Source organism: Streptomyces sp. NPDC030222, assembly GCF_055573115.1.
The window spans coordinates 1-18,031 of the sequence record NZ_JBVICA010000040.1 but is presented as its reverse complement, the minus strand read 5'-3'; the positions used below and the strand labels follow the sequence as shown (position 1 = coordinate 18,031).

Sequence of the window (18,031 nt, the reverse complement as noted above, 5' to 3'; positions counted from 1 at the left end):
GCTCGCGCGCGGTCAGCTTGCCCTTGGCGTGCTGGGCCTCGGTCGCACGGTCACTGGGGCCCCGCACGGCCTGCTCGCGCAGCGCGTGCAGCTCGTCCACTTTCCCGGTGAGGTTCGTCGTCATGTGCCCTCTCGACCCCCGGCCTCGCGATGCGGGCGGCTCATCGGTTACCGCGGACCCCCAAAGGCCCGCGCCCCGTCATTAAACGAGCGGCCACCGCGGCTTCTCCACCGCCTCCGACCCCTATTCCCGGCGCGACCACCCCTAGAGCGAAAGGGAGTCGAGTGCCCCATGCATTTGAGGTTTCCTTGAGGTTTCCGATCGGGGACGGAACGGGCCCTCAGCCGATTCCGTTGAACCCGGCGCGACCTGACTCGGTGTCATTCCAAAGAGCGGCAGGCGGTGGACCGGTCGGAAGTTGGTACAGTTCAATCCGACCTGCCGAACAGGAAGAACCGGCCCGCCGTTTGACCAGCGGTGAGCGCTGAATTCCATGCGCTCCTCGGCCGTCACCCTCCTGCGCGTGCGGGGACTCGAAAGAATAGCCATGTCATGCCATGAGACCGACATGCGACGATTCGTATCTCATCGGGGAGGCTTCCACATCCATGTTGGTGGAGCGGGATGAACAGATCGCCAAGCTGACCTCCTGGGTGACCGGCGCCGCCCGGTCCCACGGCACCGCCGGCGGACCGAGGTACGGCACCGCGCACCGCACCGCCCCCGACGACCCCTCCAGACCCGGCCGGATCGCCGTGATCAGCGGGCCGGTCGCGTCCGGCAAGACGGCTCTGCTCCACCGTGTGCTGGAGCGGACGGCCGAATCGGGCGTTCGGCTCCTCAGCGCCGTGACCTCGGCCGCCGAACAGGACATCCCCTTCGGAGTGGTGGAGGAACTGCTGCGCAACGTCCCGGATGCCGCGGGCCCCCTCCCGCTCCACGGGCCGGCCGGCACCGAGGACCTCGTACCCGCCCAGACCCTCATGGCGTTCCACGCCCGGCTCGCCGGTCTCGCGGCGTGCGGACCCGTGCTGATCGTCGTCGACGACGTGCAGTACGCCGATCCGCAGTCCCTCCACTGTCTGCTGTACGCCCTGGACCGGGCGCGCACCGCGGGGGCGAGCCTCTCCCTGATGGTGACACGTGGCCCCGACGCGGGCGCGACCCCGCCGCGCGTCCTGGTCGAACTGCTCCGCCAGGTCGAGGGGCTGCGTCTCCGGCTGGGCCCACTCAGCGTGCGGGGGGTGGAAACGCTGCTCGCCCACCGCTCCGGGAAGACCGAGCGCACGGCCGATGCCGCGACCTCGCCGCCGGACACCGCCCGCCTGGCCGCCTCCCTCCACACCGCCACCGGCGGCAACCCCCTGCTGGTCCACAGCCTCCTGGACGACCACCTCCCGCGGCAGCAGGGCGCGGAGACGCCCGACGGATCGCTCCATGCGGGTGAGCAGTTCCAGCAGAACGCTCTGATCTGCGTGCACCGCAGCGGCGCCGACGCGCTGCGGGTCGCGCAGGGCATCGCACTGCTGGGCGACGCCGGTCGGATCCGACTGCTGGCCCGGCTGATGCAGGCCGAGGAACGCACGGTGGAGCAGGTGGTGGCCGCCTTCGGTGACGCGGGCATCCTCCAGGCAGCACGTTTCCGGCACGATGCGGTACGGATCGCGATCCTGGAGAGCCTCGCCGACGACGACAGGGCGCTGCTGCGCCGGCGCGCGGCACGACTGCTGTACGAGACCGGAGCGGCTCCGACGGCGGTCGCCGCGCACCTCCTGGACCACGGGGCGGTGCTGCCCGACGAGGAGTGGGTGCCGGGGGTGCTGAGCAGCGCCGCGCACACCGCTCTGGCCTCCCAGCGGGTCGGGTTCGCGGTGCGCTGCCTGCGGCTGGCGGAGCAGTGCTCCCGGGACGAGCGGGAGAGACTGCAACTCCGTGCGGATACGGCCAAGTTCATCTGGCGGGTGAATCCGTCGGCCTGGGCGCACGAACTCCGGCCGCTGAACGATGCGTTGCGGGAGGGCACGCTGCCGCTCAACGAGTCCCTGCAGCTCGTCGCCGGCCTGCTCTGGAACGGCTGGATCGACGATGCGGCGACGGCGATCCGGCACGCCGTCGAGAGCCTGGGAGAGGCGCCCGACCCCGTGCTCGCCTCCGAACTGCGCAGTGTACGACTGGTGCTGGCGAGCACGTATCCCACCCTGCTGGACCGGCTGGACGGTGCGCTCGGACCGGCGTGGGACATCCCGGAGGATCCTGGGGCCGCGCCGGACGACGGCATGATGGCCGCGCTGGGGGTGCTGCACGGCGTCCTGAGCGCGGGAGGCGGCGCGCCTGCCGGCCCGAACACCCCGGGGGACACCGGCACCCGCACGGACTCCGGCTCGGCCACGGGCCACCGGGACCGGGCCACGGCGGACGAGGGTTTCGCCGAGCACGCCGAGCGGATCCTGGCCGGCACCCGCCTCACCGAGGAGTCCCACGTCACGATACGGGCCTGCCTGCTCACCTTGTTGTACGCGGACCGGCTGGGCACGGCGACCCTGTGGACCGACCGGCTGCTGGAGGAGGCCGCCGGGCGCGGCGCACCCGGCTGGACCACGGTCATGCAGGCGATGCGTGCGCACATGGCGCTGCGCCGCGGCGAACTGGCGCAGGCGCGTCTCCTCGCAGAGCAGTCGCTGGAACAACTGTCCCCGCACGGCTGGGGCGTGGGCATCGGCATGCCGCTGTCGGTCCTCATCGAGGCGCGGACCGCCATGGGCGACCACGAGGCGGCGGCCGCCCTGGTGGAGCACCCGGTGCCCGAACGGATGCTGACGACACGCTACGGGCTGCACTACCTGTACGCGCGGGGCAGGCACCGGCTCGCCACCGGCCGGCTTCATGCGGCGCTCACGGACTTCATGGCCTGTGGGCGGCGGATGCGCGACTGGAACATGGACCGGTCGGGGCTGGCGCCCTGGCGGGTCGGGGTCGCGGAGGCCTCACTGGCCCTCGGCCACCGTGAGCAGGCGGAGCGTTTCGCCCGGGAGCAGCTCGCCGAGCGTGCCGGACCGCGGGTGCGCGGCCTGGCCCTGCGCGTCCTGGCGGGTGCCCGGCCGCTGTCCGACCGGCCCGCCCTGCTGGACTGGGCCGTGACCCTGCTCGGGCAGGAGGGCGACTCCCACGAGCTGGCCCGGACGCTGACCGACCTCGGAGCGGCGTACGAGCGGCTCGGCGACACCGCCCAGGGCAAGGCCTGCACCCGCCGGGCGTGGCGGATCGCCGAGGCCTGCGGCGCCCGGGACCTCTCGCAGCACCTCCAGGCCGAGCAGACCCCGAAGGGCGCGCCGACGGAGCCCGATGCCGCACCGGAGCCGAGCCCCGCAGGACCGCCGGCGACTGCGGTGTCCACACTGACGGACGCCGAGCGCCGGGTGGCGGCGCTGGCCGCGCACGGGTACACCAACCGGGAGATCGGTGCCAAGCTGTTCATCACCGTCAGCACCGTGGAACAGCATCTGACCCGCGTCTACCGGAAGATCAACATCACACGTCGTCAAGACCTGCCGGTCAGTTGGGACACAGATGTCGCACGCACTGCCTGATCCCCATGGCGGCGGCCCCGCGCCCGCCGCGGCCGGGCCGCGGTTGCTCGCGGTGAGCGATCTGCACATCGGGATGGCCGACAACCGTCCACTCACCGAATCCCTGCGGCCGGCCCACCCCGACGACTGGCTGATCGTCGCCGGCGACGTCGGCGAGCTGACCGAGGACATCGAGTGGGCGCTGCGCCTGCTGGCCGGACGCTTCGCGAAGGTGGTGTGGGCTCCGGGCAACCACGAGCTGTGGACCCCGCGCGAGGACCCGGTCCAGCACCGTGGCGAGCGGCGCTACCGGTACCTGGTGGACATGTGCCGCGCATTGGGCGTGGACACGCCCGAGGACCCCTGGCCGGTCTGGCAGGGACCCGGCGGGCCGGTCGCCGTCGCGCCGCTGTTCCTGCTGTACGACTACACCTTCCGGGTGGCGGGCACCAGGACCAAGGAGGAATCGCTGGCCCGGGCGCACGAGACCGGCATCGTCTGCACGGACGAGTACCTCCTGCACCCCGACCCCCATCCGAGCCGGGAGGCCTGGTGCCGGGCCCGGGTCGAGCACACCCTGCGCCGGCTGGAGGCGCACGACCCGGCGGTGCCGCTGGTCCTGGTCAACCACTTCCCGCTGGTCCGCGAGCCCACGGACGTGCTGTGGCACCCGGAGTTCGCCCAGTGGTGCGGCACGGTGCTCACCGCCGACTGGCACCGCAGGTTCCGCACCGCCGCCGTGGTCTACGGACACCTGCACATCCCCCGGACGACCTGGTACGACGGGGTGCGCTTCGAGGAGGTGTCGATCGGCTACCCGCGCGAGTGGCGCCGGCGCGGCCACCCCAAGGGCCTGCTCCGGCAGATCCTGCCCGGCCCCGGCGGGCCCGAGGGCGGCACGAACCCGGCCGTGGCGTCGACGCCGCGGCCGCACACCACGACCGACGGCAGGGAGGCCCGGACATGATCGAGACCCTGCTGCCCGAAGAGGTGCGCGCGAGCGAGTCCTTCGGCCCGGACGACTCCGCGGTCCTCTACCCCGAGGAGGCCGCCCTGGTCGCCGCAGCGGTGGAGCAGCGGCACGAGGAGTTCACCACCGTGCGGGGCTGCGCCCGCCGCGCGCTGGCGGAGCTCGGGCTGCCGCCGGCAGCCGTCCTGCCGGGCAAGCGCAACGTGCCCCAGTGGCCCGCCGGGGTGGTGGGCAGCATGACCCACTGCGCCGGCTACCGGGCCGCCGTCCTCGCCCGGGACACCGATCTGACGGCGGTCGGCATCGACGCCGAACCCGACCTGCCGCTGCCCCGGGGGGTGCTGGAATCGATCGCCCTCCCCCAGGAGCTGGCCTGGGCACGCGCCCCGGAGCGCCGGCTGTGCCGGGACCGGCTGCTGTTCAGCGCCAAGGAGGCCGTCTACAAGACCTGGTACCCCTTGATGGGCACCGAGCTGGACTTCGACGACGCGGACATCTCCTTCCGCACTGACGACGGCGGCACGGACGGGGGCCCGCGGCGCGGCACGTTCCGGGCCCGCGTGCTGCGCCCGGGGACGGCTCCCGACGGACGGCCGGTGACGGCGTTCACCGGCCGCTGGCTCGCCCACCGCGGCCTGGTCGTCACCGCGATCGCAGTGCCTGCCCGCCGGGAGACGGCGGCCGATGACACCACCCCGTACGGCGCCGCGGGCGGGGTCGGTCACCCGGGTCGATAGGGGTTGTCCGGCTCCAGGGCCGCTGCATAGCGTGCGAGGACCGGATCGACTGTGCCCGGCGGACGGCGCATGGGTCTCCCGCCGTCAGGGCCCGCTCCGACGCCGCGTACCCGGCTCGTCTCCGGTTCCCCTGGAAACGATGCCGAACCGGCCCGAGAGGTACTCCAGATGACAACAGCAAGCCCGGCCCCCGCCACCACCATGCTCGTGCCGGACTTCCCGTTCTCCTACGACGGCTGGCTGCGTCACCCGGCGGGCCTGGGCTCCCTGCCGCCCGGCCGTGCCGGGACGCCCGTGGCCGTGGTGGGCGGCGGGATGTCGGGACTGACCGCCGCCTACGAGCTGATGCGGCTGGGCCTGCGCCCGGTCGTCTACGAAGCCGGGCAACTGGGCGGCCGGATGCGCTCGGTGCCCTTCCCGGGGCAGCCCGGCCGGGTGGCGGAGATGGGCGCGATGCGTTTTCCCTTGTCGGCCCGTGCGCTGTTCCACTACATCGACCTGCTGGGACTGCGGACCAGACCCTTCCCCAATCCGCTGGCCGAGCACACCCCGAGCACCCTTGTCGACCTCGGCGGCATACGTCACACCGTGCGATGCGCGGAGCAACTGCCCGACGTCTACCAGGAGGTGGCCGCCGCCTGGGAGAAGGCCCTCCGGGAGCGGGCCGAGCTGACGACGATGCGCGACGCCGTGCAGCGCCGCGACGTCGACACGCTCAAACACGTCTGGGACCGGCTGGTCCGCGAGTTCGACGACCAGTCCTTCTACGGTTTCCTCGCGACCAGTTCGGCGTTCCGGTCGTTCCGGCACCGGGAGATCTTCGGACAGGTGGGGTTCGGCACCGGCGGCTGGGACACCGACTTCCCCAACTCGATGCTGGAGATCCTGCGCGTGGTCTACACCGAGGCCGACGACCACCAGGTGACCATCCTCGGCGGCTCCCAGCAGGTGCCGTGCGGGCTGTGGGAGCACCGGCCGGTGGACTGCGCGCACTGGCCGGCCGGCACCTCGCTGGCCTCCCTGCACGGCGGTTCCGCCCGGCCCGGGGTCCGCTCCGTCACACGCGACGGCTCGGAGTACACCGTCACCGGCGTCGACGGGCGACGGGACCGGTTCCCCGCCGTGGTCTACACCCCGCACGTGTGGACGCTGCTGAACCGCGTGGAGGCCGATCCGGCGCTGCTGAGTGCGCCGTTGTGGACGGCGGTGGAGCGGACGCACTACATGGGCGCGACCAAGCTGTTCGTCCTGACCGACCGGCCGTTCTGGCACGATGTGGATCCGGACACCGGGCTCCCGGTGATGAGCATGACGCTCACCGACCGGATGCCTCGCGGGGTCTATCTCTTCGACGACGGGCCGGACCGCCCGGGTGTGATGTGCCTGTCGTACACATGGAACGACGACTCGCTGAAGATGGCGACGCTGAGCGCGGACGAGCGGCTGGAGGTGCTGCTGCAGAAGCTCGCGGCGATCTATCCCGGGGTGGACATCCGGTCGCATGTGGTCGGTGATCCGCTGACCATCACATGGGAGACCGAACCGCACTTCATGGGCGCGTTCAAGTCGAACCTGCCGGGCCAGTACCGCTACCAGCGTCGGCTGTTCACTCAGTTCATGCAGCGCGGGCTGCCGGCCGGGCAGCGCGGCTTCTTCCTGTGCGGCGACGACGTGTCGTGGACCGCGGGGTTCGCGGAGGGCGCCGTCACCACGGCACTGAACGCGGTGTGGGGTGTGCTGGACCATCTGGGCGGGGCCACCCACCCGGACAATCCCGGCCCCGGCGACCTCTTCGAGTCGCTGGCTCCCGTCGAGCTCCCCTACGACGGCTGACGCGGGACGAAGGGACGAAGGGCGCCCCCGCCGCAGCGGCGGGGGCGCCCTTCGGTGTGCCGGCCGGTCTCACACCTGGCCGGCGGCCAGCTCTGCCAGTGCCTTCTTGTCGGGCTTGCCGTTGCGGTTGAGCGGGAACCGCTCCAGGACCACGACCTTGTTGGGCTGCTCGAACGCGGGCAGCAGGGCGCACAGCCGCTCCCGCCAGTGACCGGCTTCGCGCAGCTCCTCGTCCTCCACGAAGAAGACCAGCTGCGAGCCGCGCAGTTCGTCGGGCAGGGGCACGATCCGGGTGGGACAGCCCTGGGCGGCCACCTTCCGCTCGATGAGCTCGGGGTAGAGGGTGTAACCCATGCGGTGCACGGCGAACTTGCGTCCCATGACGTGCAGGTTGCCGTCGGCGTCGAGATGCCCGAGGTCGCCGGTGGCCTGCCAGCCGGTGGCGTCGGCCGGGACGATGGTGCCGTCCTCGGCCACCTGGCCTTCGAGGGCGTCGGGGGTGTCGACCTCGATCTCGCCGGTCTCTCCCACGGGCAGCTCGCGGCCCTCCTCGTCCACTATCCGCAGCCGGATGCCCTCCATGGCCCGGCCACAGGCGACCGGGTTATCGAGGGTGGCGAAGGAGATGTTGCCGAGCTCCGTGGAGCCGTAGCTGTCCAGCAGCGGCAGCCCGAACTCCGCCCGGAACTGCTCCACCAGCGGTGCGTCCAGGGGCGCCGCGCCGACGCAGAACATGCGGGTGGCGGACAGGTGGTCGCGCAGCGCCGGCTTCCTCGTGATCAGGCTGAAGATGCTGCGGTAGCTGGAGGGGGTCGCGTCGATGACCGTGGCGCCGGCGTCGCGGGCCATGCGCAGGGCGCGGTCGAGACGGCGGTAGGGCGCGATCACCAGCGAGCAGCGGGTGAGCCAGGCGATGAGCACCATCGACAGGCCGTACTGGTGGGCGAACGGCAGCAGCGGCATCAGGACGTCGTCGGCCCGGTGCCCGACCTGGTCGGCGTTGCGCCGGAGGTTGCGGAGGAACGAACCACCGGACTTCACCACGCCCTTGGGGGATCCGGTGGATCCGGAGGTCCACATGATGAGGCCGTCCGGGAGCTCGCCCCAGGCGTCGAAGGACAGCGCGGGGTCGACGGGCTCGTGGTCGGCGACGGCGACCATGAGCTCGTAGAGGTGGACGGGGTCGGCGTCCGGGTAGATGGGGGTGTCGTCGTCGACGAAAGTGACCTTGACGCCGGTGCGCAGGGCGATGCGGCGGGTCTCCTCCGCGTGTTCCTGCTGGTCGACGAGGACGATCGAGGCGCCGACGTGCATGAGCGCGTACAGCACGCACACATAGCTCGCCGAATTGCCGGCCTTGAGCATGACCCGGTCGCCGAGGCCGACGCCGCGTTCGCGGATCGCCCCGGCCACCCGGAGGGCGTCCTGTTCGAACTCGTCGACGGGCCGTACCGAGTCGGCTGCACATATCTTCGCGGTCATCGGTCGCACATTGTCCTTCCTCTGGGCCGTGACACGGCCGGGCGGCGTGCGGTGCGCCGGGTCGGCGTGGGTCGGGGCCCGTTCAGGGGTGGATCGCGGGATTCACGAGCTTCACGAGGGAGGGGGATCCGGTCGGTGCCGCCCCCGATCGGGCTCGGGCGGTGGGCGTGTCGTACGGCGTGCCGTCGGTCGTGGGCCGTGGCGGTGCCTTGGCCGTGGCGTCGCGGGCGCCATGCCGTGGACACGGCTCTCCACCCGGCACGCTAGGCAGCGGGCCGGGGTGCGGGTACCCCTGAACGACCCCTTCGGGCCCCTCAGTCCGGGTCCGTTTCACCGAGCGATATCAGCTGGTCGTGCACGATGTTGACCACCTCCCGGCGGTGCGACTTCAGGTAGCCCTGGGCGCCGGGGAAGACCTCCAGGTCGAACCCGCCGGACGTGGACCGCCGCCAGGCCCGGACGCCGGCCAGCCGGGCGCGCGGGTCGTGATGGGCCGTCAGGGCGACGACCCGGCAGTTGAGCGGGGGCGGTCCGAGGCTGCCGCGGTGGTTGGGCGCGGTCCGCCCGGAGACGAAGAGGGTCAGTGGTGCCGCGTAGGTCTCCCGCTCCAGGCGGCAGCCCACCTCGTAGGCGAGTTCGGCTCCCAGGCGGTGGCCGAAGAGGGCGAAGGGGCGGTCGGCCCAGCCCCGTACCGACTCGAAGACCTTGTCGGCGAGTTCCGCGCCCGCCGCCGGATCGAGGTCCTCCTCGGAGGGGATGGAGGGGTACTGGACGATGAGCAGCTCCACGGTGGGGAGCAGCAGCTCGGACATGGCGAGGTAGCAGAGCGGGGAGTTCCGTGAGCTCGGGAAGCAGATCAGGCGGTAGCTGCTCGGTTGCGCGGGCTGCCGGACCTGGATCAGGCCGACGTCGTCGGGGGTGGTCTCCCCGTCGGGTTGCCGGACGTGCGCATGGGTCATGCTCCCTGTGACTCCGCCTCGGGTGGTGCCTCTGACTCGTGGTCGGGCGTGCGGCCGGCGCCTCCTGGGCGGAGGGCCTTCATGAACGGATCCGTGCCGTGCCGTGGGGGTCGGTGTCGGCGACGACCTCCAGACCCTGGTCGGCCATCCACCGGAGCACATCGGTGATGTCCGGCTCGCCGTGGGCGGTGGAGCGGACGGCGTCGACGGCCCGGTGCACGGCGTCCGTGAAGAAGTACACACCTGGCCGGCCGGGGACGACCTGCGCGGCCGGGCGGCAACTGCGGAATTCCTCCATCTGCTCGCCGATCCCGCCCGGGACGACGGTGTCGCCCGGCTGCATCACGAAGTCGTCGTCGCCCAGCCAGTCGCGTGCGGTGCGCACGGCCTGGGCCGCGCACAGCGTCCGGCGCGGCGGGAGGTAGGTGACGCCGACACCGAAGCGGGCACCGTCCGCCACTGCCGCCCGGACCTCGTCGGCGGCGTCACCGAGGACGATGCCGACGTCGGTGATGCCCGCGTCGGCGATGCCTTCGATGACATGGAAGAGGACGGGCTTGCCGGCCGCCGGGGGGAGGTGGCCGGCGGAGGCGGTGGGCAGGGGGCGCAGACGAGCGCCGGATCCCCCCGACAGGACGAGTGCTTTCACGGGTCTCCTCGCGGAATGGTGAGGCGATCGGGGATGATCCGGCGCGTTCACCCGGCGATGCTAGGAGGATATTCACCGGGTCCGCAATACATGATCACCCCTATTTCCCCCTAGCAAATTCCCTATTCCCCCTAGTCGCGGGCCCTGCGGGACCGTGGCAGGATCCCGCGTGCTAGAAATGGCACACATCAACTTCCGTGTCCTATTCAGTCGGCGCCCGACGCGCGGCCGGTCACGCGGTATTTTCGCGCGGCCCCACCGGCCCGCCGTCGCCGCGTCCCGCTCGATTCGCAGGCATAAATGAAACCTGAACGACCCATGGATTCCGCCGTCGTGGTCGACGGACTGGTCAAGAAGTACCGCGACCGTGACCGGCCGGCGGTGGACGGTTTGAGCTTCTCGGTCCGCCGGGGTGAGGTCTTCGGATTCCTGGGTCCGAACGGCGCCGGCAAGACGACGACCATCGGCATCCTCACCACCCGGGTGGTCCCCACGGCGGGGCGTGCGTTCGTGCAGGGCGTCGACGTCGTGGCCCATCCCGCCCGGGCCCGCCGGGCCTTCGCCGTCGTACCGCAGCGCAACAACCTCGACCAGTCGCTCACCCTGCGGCAGAACCTGACCTTCCACGCCGGCTACCACGGCATGGGCCGCTCCGAACGGCGCCGGCTCGCCGACGAGTGCCTGGAGTGGGTGGGACTCGCCGACCGCGGCAAGGACCGCGGGGACGAGCTCTCCGGTGGCCAGGCCCAGCGCGTGATGATCGCCAGGGCGCTGATGCACCGGCCCGACGTGCTCTTCCTGGACGAGCCGGCCAACGGACTCGACCCGCAGGCACGGCTGTTCATCCACGATCGGGTGGCCGAGCTGAGCGGGCGCGGTGTGACCACCGTGCTCACCACCCATGACATGGACGAGGCCGCCCGGCTCTGCGACCGGGTCGGCATCGTGGACCACGGGCGGCTGCTCGCGCTGGACACCCCTCAGGCGCTCATGGAGAGCCTGAGCGGCACCGCCCTCACCCTCACGGTGCGGCCGGCGGAGTCCGGTGCGGTGGAGGTCATCCGCCTGCTGGAGAAGATCGAAGCGGTGACCCGGGTCGAACGGATCGAGCCGGCCCGCCAGGACGACTCCCCGGACGGCGCGGCGGGCCACCCGGCTGACGGCAGGGCGGCCGACGTCCAGGACCATCTCGCGGGGCAGAACGACGCGGACGCGCCCGTACGGCTCCGCCTGTACAGCGACGCGCCGCCCGGCACCGTGCTTCCGGCCGCCATCACCACCCTGACGGCGGCGAGCTGCGACATCAAGGACATCACCGTGGGCACCGCGACCCTGGAGGACGTCTTCATCGAGCTGACCGGCCGGGAGCTGCGATGATCACCGCCACCGCACCCGAGCCCGTCGCCGGCTTCCCCGAGAAGCTGCGGCCCGCGCCCACCGGCGTCCGCTCGGTGATCCGTACGTTCTTCTTCATCCTCTGGCGGGACGTCTTCGTCACCGGGCGCGAACTGGGCACCTTCCTCGCGCAGGTGCTCGTGGAACCGTTCTTCATCCTGTTCGTGTTCGGCAAGGTCCTCGGCGAACTCGGCTACACCGGCGGCGGCTTCCAGCAGGTCCTGCTGCCCGGCGTGGTGGCGCTCAACAGCTTCCTGGTGAGCCTGCAGAACACGGCGCTCCCGCTGATCATCGACTTCTCCTGGAGCAAGGAGATCGAGGACCGGCTGCTGGCCCCGATCCCCACCACCCTGGTGGCGGTCGAGAAGCTGGTCTTCGGCATGCTGCGCGGCATCGTCGCCTCGCTGCTGATGATCCCGATGGGCTTCCTGGTCCTCGAGAACGCCACCTGGCCCATGGACAGCCTCCCGGCGACGGTGGGCGTGCTGCTGATGGGCGCGCTGGCCGGCAGCACGGTGGGCCTGACCATCGGCACGCTGGCCCCGCCGCGGCACATCAGCATCGTCTTCGCGGTGACCCTGACCCCGCTGATGTTCACCGGCTGCATCCAGTTCCCGTGGCACGGTCTGGCGGACGTCCGCTGGTTCCAGGTGCTGTGCGCCGTCAACCCGCTGACCTATGTCAGCGAGGGTATACGGGCGCTGCTGCTGCCGCCCGGCGGTCCGGGTTCGATCCCGCTGTGGGTGGATCTGCCGGCGCTGACCGCGGCGATCCTGCTCTTCGGGGCGATCGGCATCAAGGGGTTCCACCGCAGGGCCCAGGACTGATCCCCGCTTCTCCTCCCCCCCCCCGGCCTCGTGCCCGGACCGGTGCTCCCCTGCCGGGCCGGGTGCGGGGCCTTTTCTCGTCGACGGCACCGAAAGAACCGGCCGGTGCCGCATCATCCCGGAAAACAAAGGTATTCACAGATCATGACTCATTCCGATGCCGTTCTCACGACGAGTCCGGCGGACGCCTCCGATTCCCGGCCCGGAACCGCGATCGTATTCCCCGGCATGGGCCCCGCGTCCTTCGCCGAGGTCGGGAAATTCCTGCTGATCGACCCCTATGCACGAGTCCGTCTCGCGGAGGCCGACGAGGCGCTCGGCTATTCCGTCTTCGACTGTTTCCGTGACGCCGAGGAAGACTATTCGGTCCACTATCAGATCGCCTTCCTGGTGAACTCGATGGCGCTCGCGGACCGGGCGATGGACACCCTGGGCGTCTCCCCCACCGTGTGCGCCGGACCCAGTTTCGGCCAGAAGGCGACCGCTGCCTTCGTCGGGTCGCTCTCCTTCCCGGACGTCGTCCGGCTGACCGCGGAACTGGCCCGCTGCGAGGAGGAGTACTTCTCCGGCGCGTACGAGGACGTGGTCACCCACTGTTTCGTCCGAACCCCCCAGGACCGCCTGGACGAGATCCTCGCCGGATTCGACGACCGCGGTGCCTGGTACGACGCCTCCGGACGGCTCGACGCGGCCTTCCACATGCTGTCCGTACGGGAGAAGGACCTCGACGCCCTGAAGGCCGGCATCAACGCCGCGGGCGGCTACTCGATGTACTCGATGCGGCCGCCCGTGCACGCGGCGGCTTTCTCGGCGCTGCGCCGCAAGGCGGAGGAGGAGGTCTTCGGCGCGTACGAGTTCGCCGACCCCGCGCTTCCCGTGGTCGTCGACCACGACGGCACGGTCGTCCGGGATGCCGCCGGGATGCGCACGATGATGCTGGACACCTTCGACCGCCCGATCCACTGGCCGAGCATGGTGGAGTCGCTCAAGGGGATCGGTGTCGGCACGCTGTACGTGACCGGCCCCGACAGTCTCTTCCACCGGCTGGACGTCACCAAGGCGAACTTCGAGGTCGTCGCGGTGGGCCTGCCGAAGAAGCGGGACCGCGAACGCGAGCGGGAGCGGGCGCTCGAGCGGTCCCGTGCGGCACGGGCAGGACGTGTCGCCCCGGGGCCGGCGACGGCTTGAGGACTCGGGCTTGGGGCCGCGACGGCCTGAGGACTCGACGGCCTCAGGACTCGATGGCCTGGGAGCTGCCGAGGACTTGAAGGCCTGAGGGCCGGAGTGCCTGAGTGCCTGAGGGCTCCGAGAGCCGGGGCTGCTGAGGGCCCGGGAAGCGAACGGGCCCCACCCCCTGGGGGTGGGGCCCGGCCCTCGTGTCGCCGGTCCGGCCGTCCTCAGCTACGGGAGTCCAGCCATTCTTCGACGGCTCGCGCGGTCGTCTGCGCGTGCTGCTCCATCATGGTGAAGTGGTTCCCGGGCACGTCCACGGCGGTGTGCTCCAGGTCCCAGTAGGAACGCCAGTCGCCGTCCGTGGAGCGGGTCCAGCCGAAGAACTGCTCCTCGGCGCGGACCAGCAGGGTGGGTGTCTTCACGGTCTCCGGCTTCCAGCCGGCGAACAGCCGGAAGTACGCGCCCATCGCCAGCAGCCGGTCGTCGTCGACCGGCACGTAGCTGCTCTGCCGCTCGTCCACCCCTGCCGACAGCCCCGGCTGGATGCCGAGGATGGCGTCGTCGTCGTGCGAGTAGATGTCGATCAGGACCACGGCCTCCGGGAAGACCCCGGCGCTCTCCAGCATTCCGGCCACGGCGTGCGCGAGCATGCCTCCCGAGGAGTGTCCGAGGAGGACGAACGGCGCCCCGTCCACGTGCCGCAGGACGGCCTCGGCCTGCGCCTCGACCACCGCCCCGGGCACCGAGGGCAGTTGCTCCCCCCGCAGGAAGCCGGGGGCGGGCATCGCGTGGACGTCCCGCCGTCCGCGGAACGCCGAGGCGAACCGGGCGTACTGGTGCGGGCCCGAGATCGACAGGATGGAGGAGAAGCAGACCAGTCCGGGCCCGCCCTCGCCGCGGGACAGCCGCACCAGGCCGGGGGCCTTGCGCAGCTCGGCGGCCGAGCCGAACGAGGGCCGGAACCGTGACGCCTGCATGAGCAGTTCCATGTACCGACCGGACATGCCCTGCGTTCCGGCCTCCTGGAGCATGGCGGCGAAGACTCCGCCGGTCTCCGCGTCCTGCGGCGCCGCGCCGTCCGTGCCGGCCGCGCCGCCCGGGGCTCCGGCGAGCTCGGTGCGCAGCCTCTGGGCGACCAGGAGCGGGGTCGGGTGGTCGAAGAGCAGGGTGGCGGGCAGCCGCAGGCCCGTCGCCGCGTTCAGCTGATTGCGCAGCTCGACGGCGGTCAGCGAGTCCAGGCCGAGTTCCAGGAACTCCTGGGACTCCCCCACCGCCTCGGGCGAGGGGTAGGCGAGCACCGCGGCGGCCTGGGCCCGTACCACCTCCAGCAGCACCCGCTCCTGCTCGTCCTCCGACAGCCCGGACAGGCCCTGGAGCTGCCGCGCGGCAGCCGACACCGCCGCGTGGGCGGCGCCGTGGGCGGCGGCCTTGCGCAGTCCACCGCGCACCAGTCCCCGGAAGACGGCCGGGAGGGCTCCGGCGTCGGCTTGGACCCGCAGCGGGGCGGTGTCCAGCCGCATGGCGACGAAGACGCTGCCGCCGGGCCCGTCGGCGGTGGCCGCGGCGCCGGTGCCCGCTCCGGTGCCGTCCCCGGTCGGGGCCCACGCGGTGTCGAAGGTCAGGGCGCACACCGTGTCGAAGAGCGCCAGGCCCTCCGCGGAGGACAGCGGCGCGAGGCCGGCACGCGCCATCCGCTGCACATCGGCGTCCGTGAGGTCGCCGGTCATCTCGCTGCGCTGCTCCCACAGTCCCCAGGCCAGCGACACGGCGGGCAGCCCGGCCGCACGCCGGCGCTGGGCCAGCGCGTCGAGGAAGGCGTTGGCCGCCGCGTAGTTGGCCTGCCCGGGACTGCCGAGGGTGCCGGCCGCCGACGAGAACAGCACGAACGCGGCGAGGTCCAGGTCACGGGTCAGCTCGTGCAGGTGCAGGGCCGCATCGGCCTTCGGCCGCAGGACCGCGTCGATCCGCTCCGGGGTGAGGGACGGTACGAGTCCGTCGTCGAGGTGGCCGGCCGTGTGGACGACGGCGGTGAGCGGGTGCTCCGTCGGAATGCCCGCCAGCAGCGTTGCCAGCGCTTCCCGGTCGGAGGCGTCGCAGGCGACGACAGCCGCTTCGGCGCCCAGCGCGGCGAGCTCCGCGACGAGTTCCCCGGCGCCTGCGGCGCGGGGTCCGCGCCTGCTGGTCAGCAGTAGGTGCCGCACTCCCCGTTCGGTCACCAGGTGCCGGGCGAGAAGGCTGCCGAGCGCTCCGGTGCCGCCGGTGATGAGGACGGTGCCGTCGGGGTCCAGCGCGAGGGCCGGTGCCCGGTCCGATGCGTCGTGGCCGTGCCCGTCGGTCTCCGGGCGGGCCGCGGGGACCCTTGCCAGCCTGGCGGCGCGCAGGGCTCCGTCACGGACGGCCAGCTGGGGTTCGCCGCCGGCCGCGGCGGCCGCCAGCAGCGCGGCGAGTTCGGCCTGCCCGTCCCCGGTGCCGGCGTCCGCGTGGTCCGTGTCGAGGTCGAGCAGCACGAACCGGCCGGGGTTCTCCGACTGCGCGGACCGCAGCAGCCCCCACACCGAGGCGTGCGCCGGATCCGCCACGCCCTCGCCCGGCCGCACCTCGACCGCACCACGGGTGACGACCGCCAGGCGGGCATCGGCGAGCGTCTCCTCGGCCAGCCAGCCCTGCACGAGCGCCAGGACGTCATGCGCGGCCTGCCGGGTGTCCGCCGCAAGGTCCGCCGTGCCGTCCGGGGCCGGTGAGGCGTACGAGACCAGCACGGTGTCGGGCAGCTGCTTGCCTGCGACCACCACGCCCGTGAGCGCGTCCAGGTCCGCGTAGACGTCGGCCGTGATACCGGCCGCCCGCAGGGTGGCTTCGAGTCCGAGGGCGTCGGCCCCGACCACGGCCAGGCGACCGCTCGCGGCATCGGTGTTGCCCGCCACTGCAGGCCACTCCAGCCGGAAGAGCGACTCGTGGAACGCGGGCCGGACCGGCCGCAGCCGGGCCGGGTCCAGGGCCCTCAGCAGCAGCGACTCCACCGACACCACCAGTTCACCCTGCTCGTCGAAGGCCGCGAGCGAGACCGCTCCGGACCCGGCCGGTGACAGCCGTACACGCAGCGCACCCGGACCGACGGCGTGCAGGCCGACACCGGTGAAGGAGAACGGCAGCCGGATCCCGTCGCCGTCGTTCTGCTCCTCGTCACCGGTGACGAGGAAGGAACCCAGCACGAGTCCGTGCAGACCGGCGTCCAGCAGCGCGGGGTGCACACCGAAGTGGGCGGCCTCGGCCTCCGCGTCCTCGGACAGCGAGAGCTCGGCGAACAGTTCGTCGCCGCGCCGCCACGCGGCCCGAAGGTTCCGGAAGACCGGGCCGTATGCGTACCCGCCTGCGGCGAACCGGTCGTACAGGTCCGCCACGTCGAGCTGCTCGGCGCCCGCGGGAGGCCAGACGTCCGGAGCAGAAGCCGCCGGCAGGGCCACCGTGTCCGCGGCACCGAGGACGCCGCCGGCGTGCCGGATCCACGGTATGTCCTTGCTGCGGCCGCCGTCGCCGTCTCCTGTCTCCGCGCGCGAGTGCACGGCCAGTGTGCGCCTTCCGGCTGCGTCGGGCGCGGCCACCGACAGCCGGAGCTGGAGCGTACCGTGCTCGGGCAGCACCAGCGGTGCCTCCAGGGTCAGTTCCTCGAGGAGGGCGCTGCCGACCCGCCGGCCGGCGTGCAGCGCGAGTTCCACGAAGGCGGTCCCGGGCAGCAGCACGGCGCCCGCGGCCCGGTGGTCGGCCAGCCAGGGGTGGGTCCGGAGCGAGAGACGCCCCGTGAACAGGAACCCTTCCGAGTCGGGCAGCTCGACGGCAGCACCCAGCAGCGGGTGCTCCGCCGGTTCCAGACCGGCGGAGGTCACGTCTCCCGCCCAGGCCGTCGGCACATCGATCCAGTACCGGTCGCGTCGGAAGGGGTAGGTGGGCAGGTCGACACCTCGGGCACCGGCACCGGCGAAGTACTTCTCCCAGTCGACAGCGGCGCCGCGGGCGTGGGCCTGTGCGACAGCCGTGGTGAGGGTGACCGCTTCGTGGCTGCGATGGCGAAGGGCCGGAGCGAACGCGGCGGAGCCGGTTTCGTCGGTCAGGCATGCCTGCGCCATCGCCGAGAGCACGCCGTCGGGTCCGAGTTCGAGATGCGTCGTCACGCCGGCGGCTTCGAGGGCACGGATGCCGTCGAGGAAGCGGACCGCCTCCCGGACGTGCCGGACCCAGAAGTCGGCCGACGTCATCTCGTCGGTGACCAGGGCGCCGGTCAGGCTGGAGACGACCGGGATACGCGGGCTGCCGTACGTCAGCCCCTGCGCGACCTCACCGAAGGCATCCAGCATGCCGTCCATGCGCGGCGAGTGGAACGCGTGGCTGACGGCAAGGCGCTTGGTCCTGCGGCCCGGGAACGACCCCACGATCGCGACCGC

Annotated in this window: 11 protein-coding genes; 7 read left to right on the top strand and 4 right to left on the bottom strand. The window is 72.2% G+C overall.

The window, feature by feature from the left end; all coding sequences use genetic code 11:
- Positions 1 to 609: 609 nt before the first annotated feature.
- The 4 genes from ACZ4Z5_RS32755 (at position 610) to ACZ4Z5_RS32740 (ending at position 7,107) form a co-directional block, all read left to right on the top strand.
- Positions 610 to 3,588 (top strand): helix-turn-helix transcriptional regulator, encoded by a 2,979-nt coding sequence (locus ACZ4Z5_RS32755; protein WP_468269821.1) that lies wholly within the window; start codon positions 610 to 612, stop codon positions 3,586 to 3,588.
- Positions 3,569 to 4,534, top strand: coding sequence for a metallophosphoesterase family protein (locus ACZ4Z5_RS32750; protein ID WP_468269819.1), 966 nt, complete (start codon positions 3,569 to 3,571; stop codon positions 4,532 to 4,534). Before ACZ4Z5_RS32755 ends, ACZ4Z5_RS32750 begins: the two co-directional genes overlap by 20 nt.
- Positions 4,531 to 5,274 (top strand): 4'-phosphopantetheinyl transferase family protein, encoded by a 744-nt coding sequence (locus tag ACZ4Z5_RS32745; protein WP_468269817.1) that lies wholly within the window; start codon positions 4,531 to 4,533, stop codon positions 5,272 to 5,274. Before ACZ4Z5_RS32750 ends, ACZ4Z5_RS32745 begins: the two co-directional genes overlap by 4 nt.
- Positions 5,275 to 5,442: 168 nt before the next feature.
- Positions 5,443 to 7,107: a flavin monoamine oxidase family protein gene (locus ACZ4Z5_RS32740; RefSeq protein WP_468269815.1), complete on the top strand. Its 1,665-nt coding sequence runs from the start codon at positions 5,443 to 5,445 to the stop codon at positions 7,105 to 7,107.
- Positions 7,108 to 7,176: 69 nt separating this feature from the next.
- Here the strand turns inward: ACZ4Z5_RS32740 and ACZ4Z5_RS32735 are convergent, their stop codons facing one another.
- From ACZ4Z5_RS32735 to ACZ4Z5_RS32725, 3 genes are all read right to left on the bottom strand, one after another.
- Positions 7,177 to 8,589 (bottom strand): class I adenylate-forming enzyme family protein, encoded by a 1,413-nt coding sequence (locus ACZ4Z5_RS32735; protein ID WP_468269813.1) that lies wholly within the window; start codon positions 8,587 to 8,589, stop codon positions 7,177 to 7,179.
- A 314-nt stretch (positions 8,590 to 8,903) separates the two neighbouring features.
- On the bottom strand, positions 8,904 to 9,548 hold the full coding sequence (locus ACZ4Z5_RS32730) for a thioesterase II family protein (protein ID WP_468269811.1): 645 nt from the start codon (positions 9,546 to 9,548) through the stop codon (positions 8,904 to 8,906).
- A gap of 79 nt (positions 9,549 to 9,627) precedes the next feature.
- Positions 9,628 to 10,197: a sugar phosphate nucleotidyltransferase gene (locus tag ACZ4Z5_RS32725; RefSeq protein WP_468269809.1), complete on the bottom strand. Its 570-nt coding sequence runs from the start codon at positions 10,195 to 10,197 to the stop codon at positions 9,628 to 9,630.
- A 318-nt stretch (positions 10,198 to 10,515) separates the two neighbouring features.
- On the opposite strand from ACZ4Z5_RS32725, the gene ACZ4Z5_RS32720 reads away from it, so the two are divergent.
- The 3 genes from ACZ4Z5_RS32720 (at position 10,516) to ACZ4Z5_RS32710 (ending at position 13,607) form a co-directional block, all read left to right on the top strand.
- Positions 10,516 to 11,574: an ABC transporter ATP-binding protein gene (locus tag ACZ4Z5_RS32720; protein WP_468269807.1), complete on the top strand. Its 1,059-nt coding sequence runs from the start codon at positions 10,516 to 10,518 to the stop codon at positions 11,572 to 11,574.
- Positions 11,571 to 12,419 (top strand): ABC transporter permease, encoded by an 849-nt coding sequence (locus tag ACZ4Z5_RS32715; RefSeq protein WP_468269805.1) that lies wholly within the window; start codon positions 11,571 to 11,573, stop codon positions 12,417 to 12,419. Before ACZ4Z5_RS32720 ends, ACZ4Z5_RS32715 begins: the two co-directional genes overlap by 4 nt.
- Positions 12,420 to 12,563: 144 nt before the next feature.
- Positions 12,564 to 13,607, top strand: coding sequence for an ACP S-malonyltransferase (locus ACZ4Z5_RS32710; RefSeq protein ID WP_468269803.1), 1,044 nt, complete (start codon positions 12,564 to 12,566; stop codon positions 13,605 to 13,607).
- A 209-nt stretch (positions 13,608 to 13,816) separates the two neighbouring features.
- Here the strand turns inward: ACZ4Z5_RS32710 and ACZ4Z5_RS32705 are convergent.
- A partial coding sequence (locus tag ACZ4Z5_RS32705; RefSeq protein ID WP_468269801.1) for an SDR family NAD(P)-dependent oxidoreductase occupies positions 13,817 to 18,031 on the bottom strand: 4,215 nt, incomplete at its 5' end.

What these genes read in the sequence shown, in the direction of transcription:
- ACZ4Z5_RS32755 (WP_468269821.1), top strand. Translation starts at nt 610, where the DNA reads ATGTTGGTGGAGCGGGATGAACAGATCGCCAAGCTGACCTCCTGGGTG.
- ACZ4Z5_RS32750 (WP_468269819.1), top strand. Translation starts at nt 3,569, where the DNA reads ATGTCGCACGCACTGCCTGATCCCCATGGCGGCGGCCCCGCGCCCGCC.
- ACZ4Z5_RS32745 (WP_468269817.1), top strand. Translation starts at nt 4,531, where the DNA reads ATGATCGAGACCCTGCTGCCCGAAGAGGTGCGCGCGAGCGAGTCCTTC.
- ACZ4Z5_RS32740 (WP_468269815.1), top strand. Translation starts at nt 5,443, where the DNA reads ATGACAACAGCAAGCCCGGCCCCCGCCACCACCATGCTCGTGCCGGAC.
- ACZ4Z5_RS32735 (WP_468269813.1), bottom strand. Translation starts at nt 8,589, where the DNA reads ATGACCGCGAAGATATGTGCAGCCGACTCGGTACGGCCCGTCGACGAG.
- ACZ4Z5_RS32730 (WP_468269811.1), bottom strand. Translation starts at nt 9,548, where the DNA reads ATGACCCATGCGCACGTCCGGCAACCCGACGGGGAGACCACCCCCGAC.
- ACZ4Z5_RS32720 (WP_468269807.1), top strand. Translation starts at nt 10,516, where the DNA reads ATGGATTCCGCCGTCGTGGTCGACGGACTGGTCAAGAAGTACCGCGAC.
- ACZ4Z5_RS32715 (WP_468269805.1), top strand. Translation starts at nt 11,571, where the DNA reads ATGATCACCGCCACCGCACCCGAGCCCGTCGCCGGCTTCCCCGAGAAG.
- ACZ4Z5_RS32710 (WP_468269803.1), top strand. Translation starts at nt 12,564, where the DNA reads ATGACTCATTCCGATGCCGTTCTCACGACGAGTCCGGCGGACGCCTCC.